This is a genomic window from Devosia pacifica (assembly GCF_014652635.1).
Classification (GTDB): Bacteria; Pseudomonadota; Alphaproteobacteria; order Rhizobiales; family Devosiaceae; genus Devosia; species Devosia pacifica.
The window spans coordinates 462495-477186 of sequence record NZ_BMZE01000003.1; the positions used below are offsets into that span (position 1 = coordinate 462495).

The 14692-nt window shown below is 62.0% G+C and carries 15 protein-coding genes; 3 read left to right on the forward strand and 12 right to left on the reverse strand.

Translation table 11 applies throughout. From position 1 onward, the window contains the following. Positions 1-21: 21 nt before the first annotated feature. The 8 genes from deoC to IE127_RS15165 form a co-directional block, all read right to left on the reverse strand. Complete coding sequence (gene deoC / locus IE127_RS15130; protein WP_189426542.1) at positions 22-1014, reverse strand: deoxyribose-phosphate aldolase; 993 nt, start codon at positions 1012-1014, stop codon at positions 22-24. Beyond that, complete coding sequence (locus IE127_RS15135) at positions 1011-1808, reverse strand: purine-nucleoside phosphorylase (RefSeq protein ID WP_189426543.1); 798 nt, start codon at positions 1806-1808, stop codon at positions 1011-1013. Before IE127_RS15135 ends, deoC begins: the two co-directional genes overlap by 4 nt. A gap of 40 nt (positions 1809-1848) precedes the next feature. After that, positions 1849-2256: a cytidine deaminase gene (locus IE127_RS15140; protein WP_189426544.1), complete on the reverse strand. Its 408-nt coding sequence runs from the start codon at positions 2254-2256 to the stop codon at positions 1849-1851. A 3-nt stretch (positions 2257-2259) separates the two neighbouring features. Next, positions 2260-3228 (reverse strand): ABC transporter permease, encoded by a 969-nt coding sequence (locus IE127_RS15145; RefSeq protein WP_189426545.1) that lies wholly within the window; start codon positions 3226-3228, stop codon positions 2260-2262. Position 3229: 1 nt separating this feature from the next. Continuing rightward, entirely contained in the window at positions 3230-4360 is a 1131-nt protein-coding gene (locus IE127_RS15150) for an ABC transporter permease (protein WP_189426546.1), read from the reverse strand. Further along, positions 4357-5952: an ABC transporter ATP-binding protein gene (locus IE127_RS15155; protein WP_189426547.1), complete on the reverse strand. Its 1596-nt coding sequence runs from the start codon at positions 5950-5952 to the stop codon at positions 4357-4359. The genes IE127_RS15150 and IE127_RS15155 overlap by 4 nt, the downstream gene beginning before the upstream one ends. Before the next feature lie 11 nt (positions 5953-5963). Continuing rightward, complete coding sequence (locus IE127_RS15160) at positions 5964-6968, reverse strand: BMP family lipoprotein (protein WP_189426548.1); 1005 nt, start codon at positions 6966-6968, stop codon at positions 5964-5966. Between the two features lie 161 nt (positions 6969-7129). Next, on the reverse strand, positions 7130-7711 hold the full coding sequence (locus IE127_RS15165) for an SRPBCC family protein (protein ID WP_189426549.1): 582 nt from the start codon (positions 7709-7711) through the stop codon (positions 7130-7132). 39 nt (positions 7712-7750) lie between these two features. Here IE127_RS15165 and IE127_RS15170 point away from each other — a divergent pair, with 39 nt between their 5' ends. The 3 genes from IE127_RS15170 to IE127_RS15180 are packed head-to-tail and all read left to right on the forward strand — an operon-like array spanning position 7751 to position 11480. Then, positions 7751-8992, forward strand: a complete 1242-nt coding sequence (locus IE127_RS15170) for a cell surface protein (protein ID WP_189426550.1) — start codon at positions 7751-7753, stop codon at positions 8990-8992. 12 nt (positions 8993-9004) lie between these two features. Further along, positions 9005-9943 carry a DUF6384 family protein gene (locus IE127_RS15175; protein ID WP_189426551.1) on the forward strand — a complete coding sequence of 313 codons (939 nt, stop codon included), beginning with the start codon at positions 9005-9007 and terminating at the stop codon, positions 9941-9943. 7 nt (positions 9944-9950) lie between these two features. Continuing rightward, positions 9951-11480: a hypothetical protein gene (locus IE127_RS15180; protein WP_189426552.1), complete on the forward strand. Its 1530-nt coding sequence runs from the start codon at positions 9951-9953 to the stop codon at positions 11478-11480. Positions 11481-11501: 21 nt separating this feature from the next. Here IE127_RS15180 and IE127_RS15185 read toward each other — a convergent pair whose 3' ends face one another. From IE127_RS15185 to IE127_RS15200, 4 genes are read right to left on the reverse strand one after another with little or no spacing between them, the layout of a single operon-like run. Beyond that, positions 11502-11909 (reverse strand): VOC family protein, encoded by a 408-nt coding sequence (locus IE127_RS15185; protein WP_189426553.1) that lies wholly within the window; start codon positions 11907-11909, stop codon positions 11502-11504. Between the two features lie 34 nt (positions 11910-11943). Then, on the reverse strand, positions 11944-12702 hold the full coding sequence (locus IE127_RS15190; RefSeq protein ID WP_189426554.1) for an iron ABC transporter ATP-binding protein: 759 nt from the start codon (positions 12700-12702) through the stop codon (positions 11944-11946). Further along, complete coding sequence (locus IE127_RS15195) at positions 12699-13652, reverse strand: iron chelate uptake ABC transporter family permease subunit (protein ID WP_373297333.1); 954 nt, start codon at positions 13650-13652, stop codon at positions 12699-12701. Before IE127_RS15195 ends, IE127_RS15190 begins: the two co-directional genes overlap by 4 nt. Before the next feature lie 55 nt (positions 13653-13707). Further along, positions 13708-14670 carry an ABC transporter permease gene (locus IE127_RS15200; RefSeq protein ID WP_189426555.1) on the reverse strand — a complete coding sequence of 321 codons (963 nt, stop codon included), beginning with the start codon at positions 14668-14670 and terminating at the stop codon, positions 13708-13710. Positions 14671-14692 lie beyond the last annotated feature (22 nt).

Below are 14692 nucleotides of genomic sequence, written 5' to 3' on the forward strand. Positions count from 1 at the left end.
GGCGCAATGCGTGCGCCCTGGTCACACCATCGGGTGACGGTAATCTGCGGAATAGCGCCCGGTCAGCCCGTGTTCGAGCTGGCGCTCGATATCGGTCAGTAGCGAGGAGGCCCCGAACCGGAACAGATGCGGCTGCAACCAGTGCGTGCCGAGCTCTTCCTTCATCAGCGCCATGTAATCGAGCGCACTTTTGGCGGTGGAGATGCCGCCGGCAGGTTTATAGCCGATCTCAATGCCGGTCTCGTCGGCGAACCAGCGGATCATGCGGATCATCGACAGCGAGGTGACAAGGTCGGCATTGACCTTTTCCTTGCCGGTCGAAGTCTTGATGAAATCGGCGCCGGCCATCATGCACACGAGCGAGGCTTTCGCGACATTGGCCTGAGTCGCCAGTTCGCCTGTGCCGAGAATGGTCTTGATATGGGCATCGCCGCACGCCTTGCGGAAAGCCTGGACCTGCTCGTAAAGGCCCTGCCAATCCTGACGCAACACCATGCCGCGTTCGATGACGATATCGATTTCCCTGGCACCGGCGGCAACCGACGCCTCGATCTCCGCGATCTTGGTTTCGACGGGGGCGAGCCCGTGCGGAAACGCGGTCGAGACTGCTGCGACCGGAATACCGGTGCCGCCGAGTGCCTCGACGGCAGTCTTGACGAAGCTGTGGTAGACGCAGACGGCGCCCGGCACGATCTTGAGGTGCCCGACGCCAAGGCCTTCGAGAATGTCATGCCGCACGGGCTGGCGCGCCTTGGCACACAGGCGTTCGACGCGCCCATCGGTGTCATCGGAATTGAGCGTTGTCAGATCGATCATTGTGATCGCGCGCAACAGCCAGGCCAATTGATGGTCCTTCTTGACCGAGCGGCGCGCACCGATCGTGCCGGCACGCCGTTCGAGCGCCGAACGGTTCATGCGCACCCGCGCCACCCAGTCGAGATCCAGCGGGAAGCCCGGATTTCGCTTGTGCGGCGTCTCAGAAACCGCCTGCCTGTCTACAACCCTGAGGCTCATAACTCCTCCACCAGCGCCGGTATCAGGCGCTTGAGCTTTTCCGCGCCCAGACGTGCCACGGTCTTGGTCTGTGTGTGGGAGATTTCCTCTCCGCTTTTAAGCCCCGCGCCCATATTGGTGATGGACGAGCAGGCCCAGACCTTGAGCCCAAGGAAGCGAGCGAGGATCACTTCCGGCGCCGTCGACATGCCGACGGCATTGGCTCCAAGCCGGATAGCCATCTGGATCTCGGCCGGCGTTTCAAAGCTCGGCCCGGAGTACCAAAGATATATGCCCTCATTGAGCGCCACATCGAGCCGCGCTGCAAGCCCTTTTGCCAGATCGCGCAGCCCCGGATCATAGGCATCGACCATGTTGACGAAGCGAGCATCGCTCTCCTCGCCGATCAACGGGTTCATGCCTGCGTAGTTTATGTGATCCGACAGCATCATCAGTTCGCCGGGCTCGACTGCCGGATCGAGCGAGCCGGCTGAGTTGGTCAGCAGCAGCGTTGCCGCACCGAGCGCTGCAACGGTCTCGAGCGCGGGACGCATGGCTGCGGCATTGCCGCGCTCATAATAGTGCTGACGTCCGGTGAGAACAGCGACGCGCCTGCCGGACATCTTGCCAACCAGCAACTCCTTGCCGTGACCGGAAACGCCGCCTGAGGGAAAGCCCTCGAGATCGCCGAACGGGATGATCGTGCGGTCTTCCAGCAGGTCGCCGATATCGGAGAGCCCGGAGCCAAGAACAATTGCCGCGACGATGGGTTCGTCGCCGGCCCGTTGCCGAATGACGTCGATTGCTGAACTCACAAGATCCTCACAGTTTATTCCGGCTCGAAGGCCCCTAGCCTCAGCCGTTCAGATAATCAGGCCCGAACGAGTGCGGCAGCAGTTCGGCCAGTGTCGCGTGCAGGGGCTTGCCTTCGACGCCGTGGGAGATGATGGCCGCGTCCGGCTCCGCAAACTCACGGATGCGCTGGCGGCAGCCGCCGCAAGGCGTGACCGGTTGATGGCCCGGCCCGGTGACATAGATGCGCAAGATGCGCTTGGCACCAGCCGCGATCATCGCGGAGATAGCCGATGCTTCGGCACAGTTGCCTTGGGGATAGGCGGCATTCTCGATATTGCAGCCCGCATAGATCTGCCCGTCATCGGCCAGAATGGCAGCGCCCACCGCGAAATGCGAATAGGGCACATGCGCCTTCTGGCGGATCGCCTCGGCTGCAGCGAACAGATCCTCGTCCGACACCTCACTCACGCTCTAGCGCTCCTTGACATAGGGCACGCCACCAGCGCGGGGACCGACAGCCTTGCCGATGAAGCCGGCCAGCAGCACGACAGTGAGGATGTATGGAAGCGCCTGCACGGCCTGAACCGGCACCTGCCCGACGATCGGCAGGTCAACGTTCTGCATGCGGATCTGGAGCGCATCGAGAAAGCCGAACAGCAGGCAAGTGAACATTACGGGGACCGGCCGCCACTTCGAGAAGATCAAGGCTGCCAGTGCCACATAGCCCTTGCCGGCGGTCATCTCGTTGCCAAAGCCGGCTCCCTGCGCGATCGAGAAATAGGCGCCAGACAGGCCAGCAAGGATGCCGGTGATGAAAATGGCCTGATAGCGCTGCATGGTGACGGAGATACCGGCGGTATCGACGGCCTTGGGGTTTTCACCGACAGCCCGCAGCCGCAACCCGAACCGGGTGCGATAGAGCACGTAAGCGGTTAGCGGCACGGCGAGAAACGCGACGTAAACAAGGATGTAGTGGCCCGAGAGCACCTCGGAATAGATCGGCCCGAGGATCGGCACGCCGGCGAGCTGATCAGCGAACGGCAGATCGATCTGTTGCAGGCGCGAGTCGCCGCGCAGTTGCGGGGTGCGTCCGCCCTGGCTGAACCAGGTCTGGCCGAGAAAGGTCGTCATGCCGGCGGCCAGCATGGTGACGGCAACACCGGCGATCATCTGGTTGCCCTTGAGGGTGATCGAGGCGAAGCCCTGCAGCATGGTGGTGAGGATCGAGACGATGACGCCGACCAGCAGCCCGAGCCAGACATTGCCCGTGACTGCCGCAACGGTCGCGGCAGCGAAGGCCGAGGCCAGCATCTTGCCCTCGAGCCCGATATCGAAAATGCCGGAGCGCTCTGAATAGAGGCCGGCCAGCGCCGCCAGCAGTAGCGGCGTTGCGAGGCGCAAGGTGGCGTTGGCCATGGAGAGGATAAGATCGATATCCATATCAGCTCTCCGAATCGACGGTTGCGCGGGCGGTGGCTTCGGCCTTCTGCTCGACCGACATGAGGACGAACCCGCGCTCGAGCGCCGGGCGGAACAGCCCTTCCATGGCACCGGTGAACAGGATGATCAGCGCCTGGATAACCTCGATCATCTCGCGGGTCACGGCCGGGATGACGAATTGCAGTTCCTGACCGCCCTGATAGAGCGCGCCGAACAACACGGCCGCAAGCCCGATACCGATGGGGTGATTACGCCCGATCAGTGCCACGGCAATACCGACAAAGCCGGCATCGGCGACGAAATCGAGCACCAGACGGTTCTGGACCCCAAGAACCTCGTTGATGGCGACCATGCCGGCGCAGGCACCCGAGAGCGTCATGGCGATCATGATCAGCTTCGAGTTCGACATGCCGGCATAGCGAGACGCCACCGGGTTATGCCCGAGCGTGCGCAGCTGGTAGCCGAGCTTGGTGCGCCAGATGAGGATATAGGCGCCAACGAGGAAGGCGATGGCGACAACAATGGTGAGATTGACCGGCGAATAACCGAAGAACGGAATGAACTCACGCAGCTGCGGGACACGTCCGCCGATATCAAGCGTCTCGGATTCAGGCGCCATGGTATTGGGCGCCTTGAGCACGCGGTTGAGCATGTACACCATCAGCGCCGCGGCGATGAAGTTGAACATGATGGTGGTGATGACGACGTGGCTGCCGCGCTTGGCCTGCAGATAGCCGGGGATCAACCCCCAGATGCCACCGAAAACGCCAGCCGCGATCATCGCCAGCGGCATGGTGATCAGCCAATGGGTCTGATCGAGCGCCAGCGCCACAAGGATGGCCCCGAGCCCGGCGACATAGGCCTGGCCATTGCCGCCGATATTGAACAGACCGGCATGCGCCGCGATGGCGAAAGCGAGGCCCGTGAAGATGAAATTGGTGGCGTAATACAGCGTATAGCCGACGCCATCGCCATAACCGAAAGCGCCATAAAGAATGACCTGGACCGCATAAAGCGGGTTCTCGCCGATCATCAGAACGACGAGACCGGAGATCAGGAAGGCCATGGCAAGGTTGATCGCCGGCAAAAGCAGGATGTCGGCCCAACGCGGCAACGGACGGCGTGCACTCATTCGGCGGCCTCCGCCTGTTCGACACCGGCCATCATCATGCCGAGATCCCTTTCGCTTGCAGTCTGCGGATCCGCCTCGCCGACCAGTTTTCCATCGAACATGACGAGGATGCGGTCCGACAGCGAGCGGATTTCGTCGAGCTCGACCGAGACGAGCAGCACGGCCTTGCCGGCATCGCGCATCTTGATGATCTGCTTGTGGATGAACTCGATGGCGCCGATATCGACACCGCGCGTCGGCTGGCCGACGACGAGCACTTCGAGGTCGCGATCCATCTCGCGCGCCAGAACGATCTTCTGCTGGTTGCCGCCGGAGAAATTGGCGGTCTTGAGCTTGATGTTGGCAGGGCGGATATCGAACATCTCAATGCGCTTTTGCGCCTCGGCCTGCGCGGCGGCGCTGTCGAGGATCGCGCCCTTACCGTAGTTCGGATAGGTCTCGTATCCGAGAATGGAGTTCTCCCACTCCTCGAAGGTAACGACGAGGCCCATGCGGTGGCGATCCTCGGGAACGTGGGCGAGCCCAGCGCGGCGGGCGCGGGCAGCGCCATCATCGCCGCGCATGTCGAGCGTCTGTCCATTGATGCGCACGCTGCCGGAATGCGGGTCGGAAATGCCGGAAATCGCCTCGAGCAGTTCGGACTGGCCGTTTCCTGCTACACCCGCAATGCCGACAATCTCACCGGCACGCACGGAAAAGCTGACATCCTTGACGCGGTCGACGCCGAGCCGGTCCCTGACAGACAGGTTCTCGACCTCGAGCACCACGCCGCCCGGCGTTGCCGGCTGCTTTTCCACCTGCAACAGCACACGGCGACCGACCATCAACTCGGCGATCTGCTCGGGGTTTGTGTCTTTCGTCTGCAGCGTCTCGACCATCTCGCCCTGGCGCATGACCGAGACCTCGTCGGTGATCGCCATGATCTCGCGCAGCTTGTGGGTGATCAGGATCACCGTCTTGCCTTCCGCGCGCAGCGTTTCGAGAACGCGGAACAAGTGATCGGCCTCGGCTGGCGTCAAGACGCCCGTCGGCTCATCGAGAATGAGAATGTCGGCGCCACGGAACAGGGCCTTGAGGATCTCCACACGCTGTTGCTGGCCAACCGAGATGTTCTCGATCAAAGCGTCGGGATCGACTTCAAGGCTATACTCTTCGCCAAGCTTGATCAGCTGTTGGCGGGCGCGCGACAAGGTCTTGTTAAGGAATGGGCTGTCTTCAGCCCCGAGAATGACATTGTCGAGCACGGTCATATTGTCGACCAGCATGAAGTGCTGGTGAACCATGCCAATACCGAGCGCCAGCGCATGCCGGCTATCGGTTATGGCGTGGGGTTCGCCATTGACGCGGATGGTGCCGCTATCGGCGGTATAAAAGCCGTAAAGGATCGACATCAGCGTCGACTTGCCGGCACCGTTCTCGCCAACGATACCGTGAATCGTGCCGCGCCGGACCTTGAGATCAATGTCCTTGTTGGCGTGCACCGCGCCGAAGCTCTTGTTGATCTTTTCAAGCTCGATCGCCCACTCTGAACGGGCGCCGGGCCGAGCAGCGGCCGAATCCGGCCGCTGCTGCTTTTCGTTATCTGCGCTCATCAGCCTTCAGCTTAGGCCGGGCAGGAGCTGTCAGTGGTGTAATCGTGCACTTCGATTTCACCATCGATGATCTGCTGCTCGAGGCTTTCGAGCTCGGACATCTGCTCATCCGAAATCTCGGATTCGTTATTCTCGTCGACAGCGTATCCAACGCCATCCTCGGCAAGGCCAAGAATCGTCAGGCCCGGCTCGAAGGTCTCGTCGTCACCCGAATTGTTGAAGGAATCCTGGACGGCGGTATCAACGCGCTTGACCATCGAGGTCAGCACCGAACCGGGATGCAGGTAGTTCTGGTTGGAGTCGACGCCGATCGAGTAAACGCCTTCGTCGTCTGCGGTCTGCAGAACGCCAAGGCCGGAGCCGCCAGCAGCGGCGAAGATGACGTCAGCGCCGCTATCGATCGCGGCCTGGGTCAGTTCGCCCGCAGTTACCGGATCGTTCCAGGCGGCAGGCGTGGTGCCGGTATAGTTTTCGATGACGTTGATGTCCTCATCGACGTGATTGGCGCCCTGCGCGTAGCCGCAATAGAACTTGTGGATCAGCGGAACGTCCATGCCGCCGATGAAGGCGACGGTGCCGGTTTCCGACTTCATCGCAGCAAGCGCACCGACGAGGAATGAGCCAGTGTGCTCGTCAAACAGGATCGACTGCACGTTGGGCTGATCGACGACAGTATCGATCACGACAAAATTGGTATCGGGAAACTCTGGCGCGACAGCTTCAAGCGCTGCGGTCCAGGAGAAGCCTGCCATGACGATGGGATTTGCGCCCTGCCCGGCAAAGCGGCGCAGCGCCTGCTCGCGCTGGGCGTCATTCTGCAGTTCGAAATCGAGGTAGTTGCCGCCGGTTTCTTCGGCCCATGCCTGGGCGCCGTTGTACGCAGCCTCGTTGAACGATTTGTCGAACTTGCCGCCGAGATCGTAGATGATGGCCGGATCGGCAAGCGCCGCGCCGGTCGCCATGGCCACAAACGCCACGCCGCCGAGAACGGACTTGCTGAGGGTCTTGAGGTTCATTGATTGTCTCCCTGTCCTGCACCGGTTCGCCGCGCCATGTTGCAGCGGCGCCCGGGCGCTACCCGGATACAATCGCGCAAACGCGCTCCCGGCAAGAGGGAAAGGGGCAATTTTTTCCGAATGGTCAAAAAATCCCGTGAGTTTCCTCAGGTGACGGCGCTTCAGGGATCGCGAGGCGGCCCGAGCGGTTCCACATTTGCACCCATGGCATCGCCAAAATGCTCGAAGAAGCCATCTATAACCTTTTGCGCGGACTTGCCGACAATGGCCTTACCGAGCTTCATCACCTGCCCGGATGCACCGCCATTGGCGGTGAACATCAGCAACGTGTCCTCGCCGATATCCTCAAGAACAATGTCGGCGCTGCCCTCGGCCTTGCCGAACAAGCCGCCGCGTCCCCTGCCGGACAGCGTATAGCGCTCCGCCGGCACGATACCGCTCAGCCACAGATCGCCGGCGAACACGGGTTGCACCACACCGAGATTGACCTTGATCTCGAGATCGAGCTGATCCTGGTCCGCCCACTCTATGCGGTGGCATCCCGGAATCGCGTTTTTGAGAACGCTGGTATCGTTGAGCGCCGCCCAAACTTTCATGCGCGTGGCTGAGACCCTGTATCGTCCACCGAACTCCATGCAGTCCTTCGCTTTTTCCTGTGTCGGCTGCGGCTTTTTCGCACCATAGCGGGCAAAATAGTGGTGCCGATGCTCTCCTGCAATTGTCAGCGAGGACTTGAGGGGCAATCTATTGGCACAGATCAGACCATTGTTGCGGAGGCGCCGATGTCCGAAAGCCCCACGAGCACCCCTGCGCCCACAGTAGCGCCAGCCACATCCGATCCATCTGCATTGCAGTATCTGGACCGCGCGATTGCTGCGATCCGCAATCTCGGTGTGTGGCCGGAGCAGCAGGGCGAACAGCCTATCACCGGGCTTCTGGCCGAGATCACCGCGCTCGACGAGACGCGCGTATTGCTGATCGCGCGCACGCTCGGGCAGGCCAGCGCCTTCAACGAAGTGGTGCGCGAGCAGATCAGCGCAATGAATATCGGCGAGCGCTACGAGGACATCACCAAGGGTTTCGATTCCATCCGCGACGACGCCAAGATGCTGGTGGATCAACTAGACGACAACCGGCTCGATGTCGGCGAGCGCATCCAGAATATGTGGATGAAGGTTTCGCGCGGCGATATCGCCACCCGCTTCGATTCGATCCGCGACACCTATCTTTCGGTGACCGCTGACACGCGCGACCAGATCCAGCGCGAGCACACTATTCTGGAGGCCTATCGCGACTTTCGCGGTGCGCTGAAACAGGCGGAGGTGATGGCGCTCGAAGTGCTCGAGACCGCTGAAAAGCGGCTGGCGGAACGGCGGGACGATCTCGAACAGGCGGCGGCAACGCTTGCAGGGTTTTCAGGAGAGACGGCGGCGGACCGGGCACGGCTGGAGCTGCAGCGCGACGAGAAACTGCGCGTGATGCAGGACGAGGAGAAGCGTTACCAGATCGCCAAGGACCTGTCGGACAACCTCACCATCTCCTACAACGCGTCCGAAGTGGTGATGGCGCGGCTGATGCAGACCACCAACGCCAAGGAGCGGGTCTACCAGCAATCCATCGCCTTCTTTTCAACCAACGAGACGGTGCTGACAGCGCTGAGCGCTTCGTTTACCGGAATGTTCGGCCTGCATGAATCGACCGAAACGCTCAATGCGATGAAGGAGGGCATGTCGAAAAGCCTCGAGACGCTGGCGGAGATCGGCGACAGCGTTCAGCAGGAAGCGGTTAAGGCCGGGTATGGCCCGACAGTGCGCGCCGATGCGGTGCGCAAGCTTGTCGACAGTGTCGTGACCTATCAGGAGCGCTCGCGCGAGATCATCAACGAGATGCGCGTCTCTTCGACCCGCAACTCGGAAGAAATCCGGGATGCCGTAGAGAGCGGCAAGCGGCGCCTTGCCACTCTGGCTGCCGAGGGTAACGCGCTGCTGCTGGAAAAAAGCACGCCCGAACAGGCCGGACGCTGATCAAGACCGACCATGAATGAGACGACGGCTGCCAAGGGCGCACCGCTGGATGATGTGATGCTGGCCATGGACGTGGTGGACACACTGCGTCATCGGCGCGATTTGGCTATTCGCGAACTCGACGGAAAGACCCGCGAAGAGCAGCTGATTGAGCGGCTGCGCAAGATTTACCACGAACAGGGCATCGAGGTGCCCGACCACATTCTGCGCGAGGGGGTCTCTGCGCTGGCAGAGAGCCGGTTCGTCTACACCCCGCCCGAACGCAGCCTGAAGACGCGGCTGGCCGAACTCTATGTCAGCCGCGCACGCTGGTGGCGGCCGCTTGTAGGAATTGCGGGCGTTCTATTCGCAGTGATCGTCGGGTTCTTTTTCATCTACCAGCCCTATCAGGCGGCGCAGCGCGAAAGCGCCCGGCTGGAACTGGCCGAGCATTTGCCCGAGGAGATGGACGCGCTCTACCAGACCATCTACGAGGAGACCAAGGTGCAGCAGGCGGTCGTTCAAGCGGAAGACCTGCGCACGCTCGGCAAGGCCTATGCCCAGGAAGGCGATCGGCAGGGCGCGCAGCAGATCGTCGAGCGGATGACGACGCTGCGGGACCGGCTTCGGCAGGAGTATCGCCTGGAACTCGTCAATCGCCCCGGCGAGGAGACGGGTATCTGGACCTTCCCAGACAGCAATACCGATGCGACGAACTATTATCTGGTGGTCGAGCCCGTGGGGCTCGATGGCGAAATCCAGCAATTGCCGATCGTAAACGAAGAAACCGGAGACACCGAACTCGTCGAGAAGTTTGCGGTGCGCGTACCTGAGCGTGTCTATCGCTCAGTGCGCGAGGACAAGGCGGATGACGGCATCCTGCAGATGCGCGAGATCGGCCGCAAGTCATACGGGTTCCTCGATGTGGAATATGCCGTGCCAGTGCTTGGCGGCACGCTGACACAATGGTGAGCCGGCGATGAGCGTACGTGGACCTGAAGCTCTGGCCTCGATCGAGGACGCGCTGCGCGATATCAGGCGCGAAGAGGACGATCTTTCACGCCGGCTCGCCCGTTCGGCAGAAAGGCTTGGCAAGTTCCGAGAAACCGAGAGCGAACTTTTCCGCCAGCTGGCGCGCATCCGGCTGGCGCCGGACGTGCAGGCGGAGATGGATACGCAGCTGTCGCATGCAGAGGCCGAGGCACGGGGCATGCTGACGAACCACAACAAGAACCTCGAAAGCGCTGAGGCGCGGCTCGAGGATCTCGAAGCCGATCTGTCGCGCCTGGCAGCCGTGCGGGCCGAGGCAGCAGCGGACCTTGCAACGCGACGGGCGGAACTGACAGCGCTGGCGCAAAAGGTCGAGGCAAGCGTGCGCCAGCAGCCGGACTATCAGCGGGCAGAAGCGCGGGCCCGGGAGTTGCGCGCGATCGCCGCGCAATCGCTCGGCAAGACGGCGCAGGCGGAGACGGACGAGCGCGAGAAGGGACAGCCCTATCGGGACGATCCGCTATTCATGTATCTGTGGGAGAATGGCTACGGCACCACGGAGTATCGCGCCGGCAATGTGACGCGCATGCTCGATGGCATGGTGGCCAGGCATATCGGCTTCGCCGAGGCGCGCCCGAATTACGTGATGCTCGGCGAGATTCCCAAGCGGTTGCGCGAGCACGCAGCGTATCAGCAGGACGCGGCGGAGGCGGCGGAGGCGGAACTCGCACAGCTCGAGCAACAGGCGATCGAACGCGCAGGCGGCGGGCCGATCCAAGAGGCTGTCGCCGAGATCGAGGCGCATCTGGCGCAGATCGACGACGATATCGTCGACGCCGAGGACCAGCGGGACGACGCCGCGAACACGTTGAGCGGGCTCGCGGAGGGGGCCGATCCGGCGTTCGAGCAAGCGCTCGAGCTGCTGGCGACAGGATTGCGGCGCGAGGACGTAAAGGCGCTTCTGGCAGATGCGCGAAAAACCACGACCGGCCATGACGATACGATCGTCGCGCAGATCGACGATATTCGCGCCCGCGCCAAGGACGAGGACACGGAAGCGCGCCAATACAAAGAGCGGCTGAGGGTGCTGGCGGCGCGACGGCGGGAGCTCGAGGACATCCAGTGGGAGTTCAAGAAATCGCGGTTCGACGATCCGCGCTCAAGCTTCAAGGAAGACAAACTCGTCGGCGACATGCTCAACGATTTCCTGCGGGGCACGATCAGCGCGGCCAGCTATTGGGAGCATTGGCAACGCAGCCAAAACTGGAGTGGTGGTGACTGGTCGGAACGGCTCGGTGGGCCACTGCCAAAGACCAGGGAACCGGCGAAAAACTCGGAATCGGACTGGCCGGAGGCGAGCTTTGGCGGGGGGCGCACCCGCCGGCGCCGCACCGGACTGCGCGGCGGCTTCGGCGGTGGCTGGGGCGCGCCGGGCGGCACCAGCGGGCCCTCCGGCGGCCGCCCCGGAAGCAGCGGCACGCGCGGACACACCGGATTCAAGACCGGCGGCGGGTTCTAGCGGGCTTCCTCGTGACAGGCGTCAGTTGACGGTTTCGCCGCCGGCTGCCGCCAGCACTTCCCAGATATTGCCTTCGGTATCGGCGAAATAGCCGGCATAGCCCCATTCCGACTCGATCGCCGGCAGGTGGATTGCGCCGCCGGCGCGCACAGCCTCCGCGAGGACCTCATCGACCTCCTCACGGCTGCTGGCTGTATGGCTGAGAATGACCTGCGCTGTACCCGCGCGCGCCTCCCCCTGCCCCGCGGTCGCGGCAAGATTTTCCATCGTCAGCAGGACGAAGGACAGATCATCGTCGAGAAAGAACGCGACATGATCCGGGCCGGCAGAGATCCGTTCATCCGGCAGCGCAAAAAGCACGCGGTAAAACTCGAAGGCCCGCTCGAGGCTGGTGACACCGATGGTGACGATATTGACCTTGGGACGCATGACGAAGCCTCTCTTTCGAATAAAGCGCGGCGCGCTATTCGTAGAACAGGCTAACGCGCCGACCGCCGATCTCGTGCACCGTGATATCCATGTCGTAAATCTCTGCAAGCACGGACTGGTTCATGATTTCCTTGACCCGACCCTTGTGGCAGATCCGACCATCGCGCATCGCAACGATATAGTCCGAGTACCACGAGGCGAAGTTGATATCGTGGAGGACAAGGACAACCGTCTTGCCGAGTTCGTCCGCGGCCCGGCGCAGGATCTTCATCATCGACATGGCGTGCTTCATATCGAGATTGTTGAGCGGCTCGTCGAGCAGCACGTAGTCCGTGTCCTGGCAGAGGACCATGGCAACGAAAGCGCGCTGGCGCTGCCCACCGGAGAGTTCATCGAGGAACCGGTTCGACAGGTCCGACAGGTTGAGATAGTCGATCGACTGATCAATAATCTTCTTGTCGGCCTTTGTATTGCGGCCCTTTGAGTGTGGAAAACGACCGAAGGCCACGAGATCACGGACCGTGAGGCGGGCGGCGATGTGATTGTCCTGACGCAGGATCGAGAGACGCCGGGCCAGTTCGTCCGAGGGGGTTTTGGTCACATCCATACCGTCAACGGTGACGGAGCCGGCACTCATCTTGAGAAGACGCGAGACCATGGACAGGAATGTCGATTTCCCGGCGCCGTTGGGACCGATGATCGAGGTAATGCCGCCCGCCGGCAGTTCCAGGCTGACACCGTCGACGACGAGCGTATCGCCATAAGCTTTCGAGACATTCTCGGCGCGGATCATCGCACATTCCCTCTCAGGAGGATCACCAGAAAGACCAAACCCCCGACAAACTCGATGATGATCGACAGCGCCGAGTTGTAGCCGAAGACGCGTTCGAGGACGACCTGCCCACCGACCAGACAGATGACCGAGATCAGCGCTGCGGCGGGAACGATCAGTGCATGCTTGTGCGAGCGGATCAGCAGGTAGGCAAGATTGGCCACCAGCAGACCGAAGAACGTGACTGGCCCGACAAGCGCCGTCGACACCGATACCAGGATCGAGACCATCATCAGTATCGCGGTGACGGTGCGCTTGTGATCGACGCCGAGGTTGATCGCCTGCTCGCGTCCCAAGGTCAGCACATCGAGAGTCGGCAGCATGCGCAAAGCGGCGATACTGACGCCTGCCACGGCGAGAGTGGCGACCAGCAGCAGGGTCGGATCGACAGTATTGAAGCTTGCGAAAAGCGCGTCCTGCAGGATGGCGAAATCATTGGGATTGATCAGCCGCTGCATCAGCCCCGACAGCGAGCGAAAAAAAACGCCAAAGACGATGCCGACCAGCACCAGCAGATGCAGGCTGCGCGGCGCTCCGGAAAACAACCAGCGGAACAGCAGCGTCGAAAAGAACACCATCGCCGCCACCTCGATGACGAAGCGCAACTGAGGGTCGAGCGTTGCGAAGGCAAAGCCGCCGAACATGAACACGATGATGGTCTGAATGAGCGCATAAAGCGCATCGAAGCCCATGATCGAGGGGGTGAGGATGCGGTTGGCGGTGATGGTCTGGAACAGGACAGTTGACAGTGCGATGGCGTAGCCGACGACCACCATCGCCCAGATCTTGGTGCCGCGAAACGGCAGGATGAAATCCCAGGAGCCCCGCGCGCCGACGGTCATGAAGGCAAGGATGGCGGCGAAGGCCAGAAGGGCGAGGATCGCCAGCACTTGTGGCGGCGACAGTGGCACGCGACGGCTGCCGGGCGGACGCCTGAAGACGCGGCGGGTTCTTTGGACTCCAGTGTCAGCCAAGGCGGGTTCTTCTCCCCAGCAGGAGGTAGAGGAAAATACCGCTGCCGACGACACCGAAGACCGTGCCAATCGGGATTTCGTACGGAAAGCGGACGAGCCGCCCGACGATATCGCAGGTGAGCACGAACGCCGCACCGGTCACCGCGATCCACGGCAGCGAGCGCCGGACATTATCGCCCATCGCCATCGAGACGAGGTTGGGCACGATGAGGCCAAGAAACGGGATCGCGCCGACTGTGACGACAACCACGGCGGTGACCATGGCGACGATCGACAGGCCGAGCGCCATGACACGGCGATAGTTGAGGCCGAGATTTGTGGTGAAGTCCTCACCCATGCCGGCGACAGTGAACCGATCGGCAACGAAGAAGGCAATGCCGGTCAGCCCGGCTGCAAGCCACAGCAGTTCGTAGCGGCCGCGCAGGACCCCGGAAAAATCGCCCAGCGTCCAGGCGCCGAGCGTCTGCAGCAGATCGTAGCGATAGGCGAAAAAGCTTGTGACGGAGGCGATGATGCCTCCGAGCATGATGCCGACAAGCGGTACCATGAGCACAGAGCGCAGCGGGATCTGGCGCAGGATGCGCATGAAGATGGCGGTTCCGGCGAGGGCAAAGGCACTGGCCACCAGCATCTTGCCGATCAGCGGCATGCCGGGCGCGAAGATTGTGACAACAAGAATGCCCATGCTGGCGGATTCCACCGTGCCAGCGGTCGAAGGCTCGACAAACTGGTTACGGGCCAGCATCTGCATGATGGTGCCGGTGATGGCCATGGCCATGCCGGCGAGAATCAAGGCGAGGGTGCGTGGGATGCGGCTGATCAACAGCACCTGCATCGGGCGGTCGCCAGGCGCTGTGGAGAGCAGTGCGGGCAGCGAGACGTCGCTGACGCCGATGAACAGACTGATTCCGGCCAGCGCCAGTACTGCGAGTATTGCGGCGGCAAGCTTGGTCAAACGATCACGGCGCTCAAATTAC

What these genes read in the sequence shown, in the direction of transcription:
- IE127_RS15145 (WP_189426545.1), bottom strand. Translation starts at nt 3,228, where the DNA reads ATGGATATCGATCTTATCCTCTCCATGGCCAACGCCACCTTGCGCCTC.
- IE127_RS15190 (WP_189426554.1), bottom strand. Translation starts at nt 12,702, where the DNA reads ATGATCCGCGCCGAGAATGTCTCGAAAGCTTATGGCGATACGCTCGTC.
- IE127_RS15180 (WP_189426552.1), top strand. Translation starts at nt 9,951, where the DNA reads ATGAGCGTACGTGGACCTGAAGCTCTGGCCTCGATCGAGGACGCGCTG.
- IE127_RS15170 (WP_189426550.1), top strand. Translation starts at nt 7,751, where the DNA reads ATGTCCGAAAGCCCCACGAGCACCCCTGCGCCCACAGTAGCGCCAGCC.
- deoC (WP_189426542.1), bottom strand. Translation starts at nt 1,014, where the DNA reads ATGAGCCTCAGGGTTGTAGACAGGCAGGCGGTTTCTGAGACGCCGCAC.
- IE127_RS15155 (WP_189426547.1), bottom strand. Translation starts at nt 5,952, where the DNA reads ATGAGCGCAGATAACGAAAAGCAGCAGCGGCCGGATTCGGCCGCTGCT.
- IE127_RS15150 (WP_189426546.1), bottom strand. Translation starts at nt 4,360, where the DNA reads ATGAGTGCACGCCGTCCGTTGCCGCGTTGGGCCGACATCCTGCTTTTG.
- IE127_RS15175 (WP_189426551.1), top strand. Translation starts at nt 9,005, where the DNA reads ATGAATGAGACGACGGCTGCCAAGGGCGCACCGCTGGATGATGTGATG.
- IE127_RS15185 (WP_189426553.1), bottom strand. Translation starts at nt 11,909, where the DNA reads ATGCGTCCCAAGGTCAATATCGTCACCATCGGTGTCACCAGCCTCGAG.
- IE127_RS15160 (WP_189426548.1), bottom strand. Translation starts at nt 6,968, where the DNA reads ATGAACCTCAAGACCCTCAGCAAGTCCGTTCTCGGCGGCGTGGCGTTT.